General features: G+C 61.3%; 7 protein-coding genes. 3 read left to right on the forward strand and 4 right to left on the reverse strand.

The window, feature by feature from the left end:
- Positions 1-17: 17 nt before the first annotated feature.
- Positions 18-707: a hypothetical protein gene (locus tag ACVWZF_RS07225; protein WP_238376952.1), complete on the forward strand. Its 690-nt coding sequence runs from the start codon at positions 18-20 to the stop codon at positions 705-707.
- Between the two features lie 3 nt (positions 708-710).
- Here ACVWZF_RS07225 and dapF read toward each other — a convergent pair whose 3' ends face one another.
- Together dapF and psbN are read right to left on the reverse strand one after the other, a co-directional pair.
- On the reverse strand, positions 711-1,580 hold the full coding sequence (gene dapF / locus ACVWZF_RS07230) for a diaminopimelate epimerase (RefSeq protein WP_041436430.1): 870 nt from the start codon (positions 1,578-1,580) through the stop codon (positions 711-713).
- 26 nt (positions 1,581-1,606) lie between these two features.
- A complete protein-coding gene (gene psbN, locus ACVWZF_RS07235; RefSeq protein WP_011432995.1) occupies positions 1,607-1,738 on the reverse strand; it encodes a photosystem II reaction center protein PsbN in 132 nt (43 codons plus the stop codon).
- A gap of 202 nt (positions 1,739-1,940) precedes the next feature.
- Between psbN and psbH the strand changes: the two genes are divergently transcribed.
- Entirely contained in the window at positions 1,941-2,144 is a 204-nt protein-coding gene (psbH, locus tag ACVWZF_RS07240; RefSeq protein WP_011432996.1) for a photosystem II reaction center phosphoprotein PsbH, read from the forward strand.
- Between the two features lie 94 nt (positions 2,145-2,238).
- On the opposite strand, the gene ACVWZF_RS07245 is transcribed toward psbH, so the two are convergent.
- A complete protein-coding gene (locus ACVWZF_RS07245; RefSeq protein ID WP_457411188.1) occupies positions 2,239-3,327 on the reverse strand; it encodes a PQQ-dependent sugar dehydrogenase in 1,089 nt (362 codons plus the stop codon).
- A gap of 214 nt (positions 3,328-3,541) precedes the next feature.
- On the opposite strand from ACVWZF_RS07245, the gene ACVWZF_RS07250 reads away from it, so the two are divergent.
- Positions 3,542-6,004 (forward strand): glycoside hydrolase family 31 protein, encoded by a 2,463-nt coding sequence (locus ACVWZF_RS07250; protein ID WP_457411184.1) that lies wholly within the window; start codon positions 3,542-3,544, stop codon positions 6,002-6,004.
- Here ACVWZF_RS07250 and ACVWZF_RS07255 read toward each other — a convergent pair.
- A complete protein-coding gene (locus ACVWZF_RS07255) occupies positions 5,997-6,464 on the reverse strand; it encodes a peroxiredoxin family protein (RefSeq protein ID WP_414332127.1) in 468 nt (155 codons plus the stop codon). The genes ACVWZF_RS07250 and ACVWZF_RS07255 overlap by 8 nt on opposite strands.
- Positions 6,465-6,628: the final 164 nt, after the last annotated feature.

The following is a 6,628-nucleotide window of genomic DNA, read 5'->3' on the forward strand; positions in this document are numbered from 1 at the left end:
ACCGGTCATGTTGAAGCTTGAAGTCAACCATTCGAACGACGGTTCACTGTTTACGGGATCCCATGCGCCGCCAGCTCAAAATCTTGAACCAAATCCTCGATTACAAGCTTGCCAACTTGCGGCTGTTTGGCCGAGCCGAGCTGAAGGGGCCTGTTCTCAACGTGCTGCTGGAACGGCTGCCGGGCGATGTGGTGGATACCCTGCAGGTGATGGAGGTGGTGCGCAGTGCGGTGGAAGCCTCTCTGCTGCAAGGGTTGCGCAAGGTCAACGTTTACCTTTGGTGCCGCGGACAAACCGAAGAAGCGCCGGAGTGGAGCGAAAGCTTTGCTGTAGAGCCATTGGTCTTGGCCCACCACAAGGAGCTCCGAAGCCTTGCTTTCAACTATCGACAAGACTATCCCGGCATGCGGGTGCTGTTTTTCTGCCTGGGCCTTTGTCTGGGCGGCTTTTACCTGTTGGGGGGCTGGGAGCAGACAGGTTGGATCGATTGGATCCCCGTAGGACTGGCCTTCGCCTTGGGGGTGATCTTCCCCTGGCTCAAACGCTCCCTCAGCCAGTTTGTACACCCTCTATTTCTCCGCCTTGGCCTGGGCTTGGGCTTGGTCTTATTGGGCCTGGCAGTGGCGCTGATCTGGCGGCAGGGCTGGAGCGTTGCCTATGGGATCCTCGGCCTCCTGGCCATCCTCCTGTTGGGTCTGGGAGCCTAGTTCTCAACCGGCAGTGGTGCCGCTGAAGACGTGTAGGGCAGGGCCGGTCATCCACACGTGCTGTGTGCTCGGATCCCAGCGAATTTCCAGATTTCCTCCCGGCAGTTCTACTGTAGCTTGCGATTCTGCGCGCTCCTCCAAAACAGCAGCCACCAAAACAGCACAGGCACCCGTCCCACAAGCCAGCGTTGCCCCTGCTCCCCGCTCCCAAACCCGTAGGCGCAGACGAGTCGGGCTGAGCACCTGCACAAATTCGGTGTTGGTGCGCTCAGGAAAGGCCGGATGATGCTCAAACAGGGGGCCCACAGCTGCCAAGTCCAGCTCCTCCAGGGATCCCTCTTCTTCCAGGAAGACCACACAATGAGGATTGCCCATGCTCACCGCCGTCACCCGCCACTCTCGCCCGGCCACTGCAAGCGGCTGCCGAATGACCTTCTCATCCGGTTCGACCAGGGTGGTGGGGATCTGCTTGGCCAAAAGGCGAGGGATCCCCATGTCCACTGTGACCAGCCCATCTGCCCGCACCTGCGGCACGATTCGCCCCGCCAAGGTGTGGATCTGGTAGGCGCCATCCCGACCTGGGATCCCCAAGTCCTGCAGAAAGCGGGCCAAACAGCGGATCCCATTGCCGCACATCTCCGCCTCGGAACCGTCGCTGTTGAAGAGGCGCATGCTGAAATCTGCCCCCTCCTGCCCCGGCAGCAGGAAGATAACCCCATCGGCTCCTACCCCAAAGCGGCGATTGCAAAGGGCGACGGCCTCTTCCGGGCTCAAGCAGGGTTGAGACTGCCAGCGGTTGTCCACCAAGATAAAATCGTTCCCCAACCCCTGGTACTTGTGAAAGGAGAGACGGGGGGTCAACCGAGCAGACATTTACCCAGATATCCCAACGACAGGCCTTAATCCTCGTGCATCTCGTAGGGATCCTGCAAGTCCTTGGAAGGGGGGCCAAAGGCCGTGTAGATGGCAAACGCAGTGATGCAGATGGTAACTGCCGCAATCGCCACAATCAGGGAAAAGGTGGGCTCCATATCGTTGTCTTTGATCCTGAGAGTATTCGACTACAGTATTACACAAGTTTACAATTCATTGCCCAAGACAAAAAGGTTCGGCCAGATTCTGATAGCGTGATTTTAAAAGGCGGCTGCTTTGGCGGTGCTGAGCACCAGGGATCCGCCTTCGAGCCTGCTATCTTCGACTTCGTCAACGTGTTCGGTTTCTAAGCGAGAACCTATGGCCATTCGTACCAGACTGGGCGATCTGCTGCGTCCCCTCAACTCGGAATACGGTAAAGTGGCTCCCGGCTGGGGCACCACGCCCCTGATGGCGGTCTTCATGGCCCTATTCGCCGTCTTCCTGTTGATCATCCTGCAGATTTACAACAAGTCGCTGCTTTTGGAAGACATTAACGTCTCCTGGGAGAGCCTCAGCTTTTGAGTTCCCAGGCCCTACTCTGGGGAAAGTCCCTGTCCCGCCAAAGAGCTGCCCAGCGGGAGCAGGATAGTTTCCGTCATCTCCTAAGCCGGTGCCTTCAGGGTGCTGGCTCCAGGCGCAGCAGGGATCCACTGGGGGCATCGGTCAACAGGTAGAGCAAGCCATCCGGCCCCTGCCGCACATCGCGAATGCGACCCACCGCCCCTTCCAGCAGGCGCTCTTCCGCCACCACCCGCTCTCCATCCAGTACCAAGCGCGCCAGGTGTTGCCCGGCCAGCGCCCCCACAAATAGGTTGCCCCGCCATTCGGGGAAAGCCTCTCCCGTGTAGAAAGTCATGCCAGAAGGAGCGATAGAGGGCGTCCAGTGCAGCAGAGGGGAAGCCAAGCCGGGAGCTGCCGCCAGTCCTTGGCCGATAGGTTCCCCCGTATATTCTCGACCGTGGGTGATTAGGGGCCAGCCGTAGTTGACGCCGGGGGCCAAGATGTTGATCTCGTCCCCACCCTGGGGCCCATGCTCGTGGGACCAAATCGCTCCCGTCTCGGGGTGGCGGGCTATTCCCTGAATGTTGCGGTTGCCGTAGGTAAAAATTGCCGGCAAAGCCCCTGCTTGGCCGACAAATGGGTTGTCCGCCGGGATCCCTCCTGAATCAGTGACGCGCAACACCTTGCCGGCAGCATCCCCCAGATCCTGGGCCCGATGCCGCTCTTCGCGGTCGCCGGTGCTGATGTAGAGAAATCCCTGTTCATCAAAGGCCAGGCGGGAGCCAAAGTGCTGTTGAGCGGGGGTCTTGCGCTCCATGTCGAAAATCACCTCCAGATCCTGGAGTCCCTTCTCCCCCAAGCGGGCCCGCGCCACTCGGGTTCCCCCGCCGCCCGGCCCAGGAGCGGCATAGGACAGGTAAATCCAGCCGTTCTCCGCGTAATTAGGGTGCAAGGCGATGTCCAGCAGGCCCCCCTGTCCGCGGGCAAATACTTCTGGCACACCGGCTATGGGCTGGGGATCCAACCCCTGGTCGGTAACCCGGCGCAGCCGGCCTGGTCGTTCGGTTACCACGATTGTCCCATCTGGCAGAAAGGCCATCCCCCAGGGATGCTCCAGCCCGGTTGCCAGAGTCACGACCCGAAAACGCTGCTCTGTTCTGGCTCTGGGTAGGGCTTGGGCATGCTCCCCCCGTTGCAGGGCCATCACCATCTCCGGGCTGACCGGGTAGGCCGCCACGACAGCGGGGACGGACACCCCCCCAAAAAGCAGCAGTGAGGAGAGAAGCTTGATCGCCGGGATCCTCATGGCCATTGCCGCCTCGTTTTCGCGATGGATTCTGGGATCTGAGCTAACCGATTATTGCCGCTGCTCTTCTGGAGATGGGTACCGATGAGGGTAAAACCCACTGCGGACCAGAGTGGGCAACCCCCTGTCCCCTCCCGGCCATAGGCTAGCCTTGAGAGCAGCAATCTGTCTCCAAAGCATGCTGGAACCTGGCGAGATCTTGGGACTCGATCCCGCGGGCGCGAACGGCCAATCCCCCGCCCGCCCGCCCCAAAGGCCAACCTGCGGATCCCTGCAGCAGCTCCAGCCCCACTCCAGAGGGATCCACCTCATCTGTGCCCAGGGCCGCTGGTCTATGCAGGTGCTCACCCCCCGTCTGTTTCGGCTGCGCTTTAGCCCCAGCGGAGCGTTTTTGCCCCGTCGTTCCTGGGATGTGGCTCCAGCCGATGAAGAGTGGCCGCCGGCTCCCTTTGAACTGCAGGAAAGCTCCACCCAAATCCACCTGTCCACCTCCCAGGTGCAAGTTCAGATCGATCGGGATCCCCTCCGGTTCAGTTTTCAAGACTCTCAAGGGCAAGAGTTTTGCGCCGATGTCTCCTCTGGGCTTACCTGGGGATCCGATAGCATCCGCCTGGTCAAACACCTCCACCCTGCCGAGCACATCTATGGCCTAGGGGAACGGGCGGGGCTACTCAACAAACGGGGTCGGCGCTACAGCCACTGGACTCGCGACTGCTGGAACTACGACGCCCACAGCGACAATCTCTACCAGGCCATTCCCTTCGCCCTGTTTCTTCGCCCCAACCTCTGCTACGGGCTCTTCCTGCACTGCACCCACTGGAGCCAGTTCGACCTGGGCCAGATCGATCCCGAGCAGTGGGCCATCGAGGTGCGCGCCCCCGAGCTGGATTACTACCTGATCTACGGCCCCACCCCGGCCTTGGTGCTCGAGACCTACACCCAACTCACTGGGCGGCCTCCCCTTCCTCCCCTCTGGGCCTTGGGCTACCAACAGTGCCGCTGGAGCTACGCCAGCGCCGCCCAGGTTCAAACCGTTGCGCAGCAATTTCGCCAGCGGCAGATCCCCTGCGACGTCATTTACTTGGATATCGACTACATGCGCGGCTACCGCGTCTTCACCTGGGATCCCCGCCGCTTCCCCGAACCGGCCCGGCTCATGGCCCAACTCCACGAGGCTGGCTTCCGGGTGGTAGCCATTGTGGATCCCGGCGTCAAGTTCGAGCCCGAAGCCGACTACGCCGTCTTCGACGAGGGCTTGGCCCAGGATTTCTTTATCCGCCGCGCCGACGGCCACCTCTTTCATGGCTACGTTTGGCCAGGCAAAGTCCTCTTTCCCGACTTCTTGCGCCCCGGAGTGCGGCAGTGGTGGGGATCCTGGCAACGGGTTCTCACCCAAGCCGGTGTGGATGGCATCTGGAACGACATGAACGAGCCGGCCCTCAACGACCGCCCCTTTGGAGACGGCGGCCAGATCGTCGATATCCCCCTCGATGCCCCCCAAGGCCCACCCGACGAACCCACCACCCACGCCGAAGTTCACAACCTGTACGGCCTGCTGATGACACGCGCTTCCCGTGAAGGCTTGGAACAGCTCAACCCCAACCGGCGCCCCTTCGTGCTGACTCGCTCCGGCTTTGCTGGGATCCAGCGCTGGGCTGCCGTCTGGACAGGCGACAACCAATCCTCCTGGGAACACCTGGAGATGTCCCTGCCCATGCTCCTAAACCTGGGCCTGTCGGGAGTTAGCTTTGTCGGCGCGGACATCGGCGGCTTCGGTGGCAATGCCACTCCCGAGCTGTTTGCCCGTTGGATGCAAATGGGAATTCTTTACCCCCTCATGCGCGGCCACAGCGCCCTGGGCACCCGCCCCCACGAGCCCTGGAGCTTTGGCCTCGAAGTGGAAACCATCTGCCGGCAGGCCATTCAGTTGCGTTACCAGCTGCTGCCCTACCTCTACAGCCTCTTTTGGGAGTCCAGCCAAACCGGATCCCCCATCTTGCGCCCCCTTCTCTACGAGTTTCCCGACGATCCGCAAACCTACGAGATCTCAGATCAAGCCATGCTGGGATCCGCCCTCCTATCTGCCCCTGTGGTTCGGCCTGGCGTGCGGTGCCGCGCTGTTTACCTACCCCAGGGCACTTGGTTTGATTGGTGGACAGGTCAGGCCCACACCGGCCCCCGCTACATTCTCGTCCCTGCCCCTCTCGAACAACTGCCGCTGTTTGTGCGGGGTGGCTCCGTTCTGCCTTTAGCTCCCCCCTGCCCGTCCACCGCCCACCTGCGCCGTGACCAACCGCACCTCAAACTCTACCCCGGCAACGGCAGCTTCACCCTCTACGAAGACGACGGGGAAACCCTCGCCCATCGAGCAGGAGCCTGGGCCACCACCCTCTTCCGCTTGCGACAGCAAAATGGCCAGCTCATTCTGGAGATCGAGGCCCGCCAGGGCAACTGGAGCCCGCCCCAGCGTAGCTGGCTTCTGGAGCCCCTTGGCCACACTCCCCTCTCCCTGCCGGACACCGGACAGCCGCAACAGGTTCTCTGGCCCACCCCAGAGGATCCCCCGTTTAGCTAATCGCCCTCACGGCCTCCAGCAGCTCCCGGTTGTCTCGCTTGAACAAGGGCAGCCACTCCACATGCTGGTAGCGTAGGATCCCTTGGCTATCCACCAAAAAATAGGCCCGCCGCGTCCCCAGCAGGCTGTCCACCCCGTACTGCTGGCTCACGGTTCTGTCCACATCGCTCAGCAAAGGAAACTCCAGCTTAAGCTGCTCGGCAAAGGCTTGGTGCCTGGAGAGGGGATCGCTGCTGATCCCCAAGATCTCGCAGCCCGCGGCCCGGAAAGCTTCCCAATCCTCCCGAAAGCAACGCATCTCGCTCGTGCATACCGGGGAAAAATCCGCCGGGTAAAAGGCCAGCAACACCTTGCTCTTGCCCCGGTAGGCCGCCAGTGAAATCTGGGCTCCCTTTTGGATCCCTTTCCCCACCGCAGGCAAGCTAAAGTCAGGAGCAGCAGCCCCAATCACAATCCCCATAGACCCGTCTAACCCAATCTGAGCTCACTTCAACAGTCTAACGGTGGATCCGGATCCCTTCTGGCTTCAAAAAATTTTGGGTTGGATATCTTGACGGGGTGGTGGGGGTGGGGATAGGGTAGTAAAGCGCCACAAGGCCACCCAGCCCCGGCGCCCCAGAACCT

The organism is Thermostichus sp. OS-CIW-30, assembly GCF_054060215.1.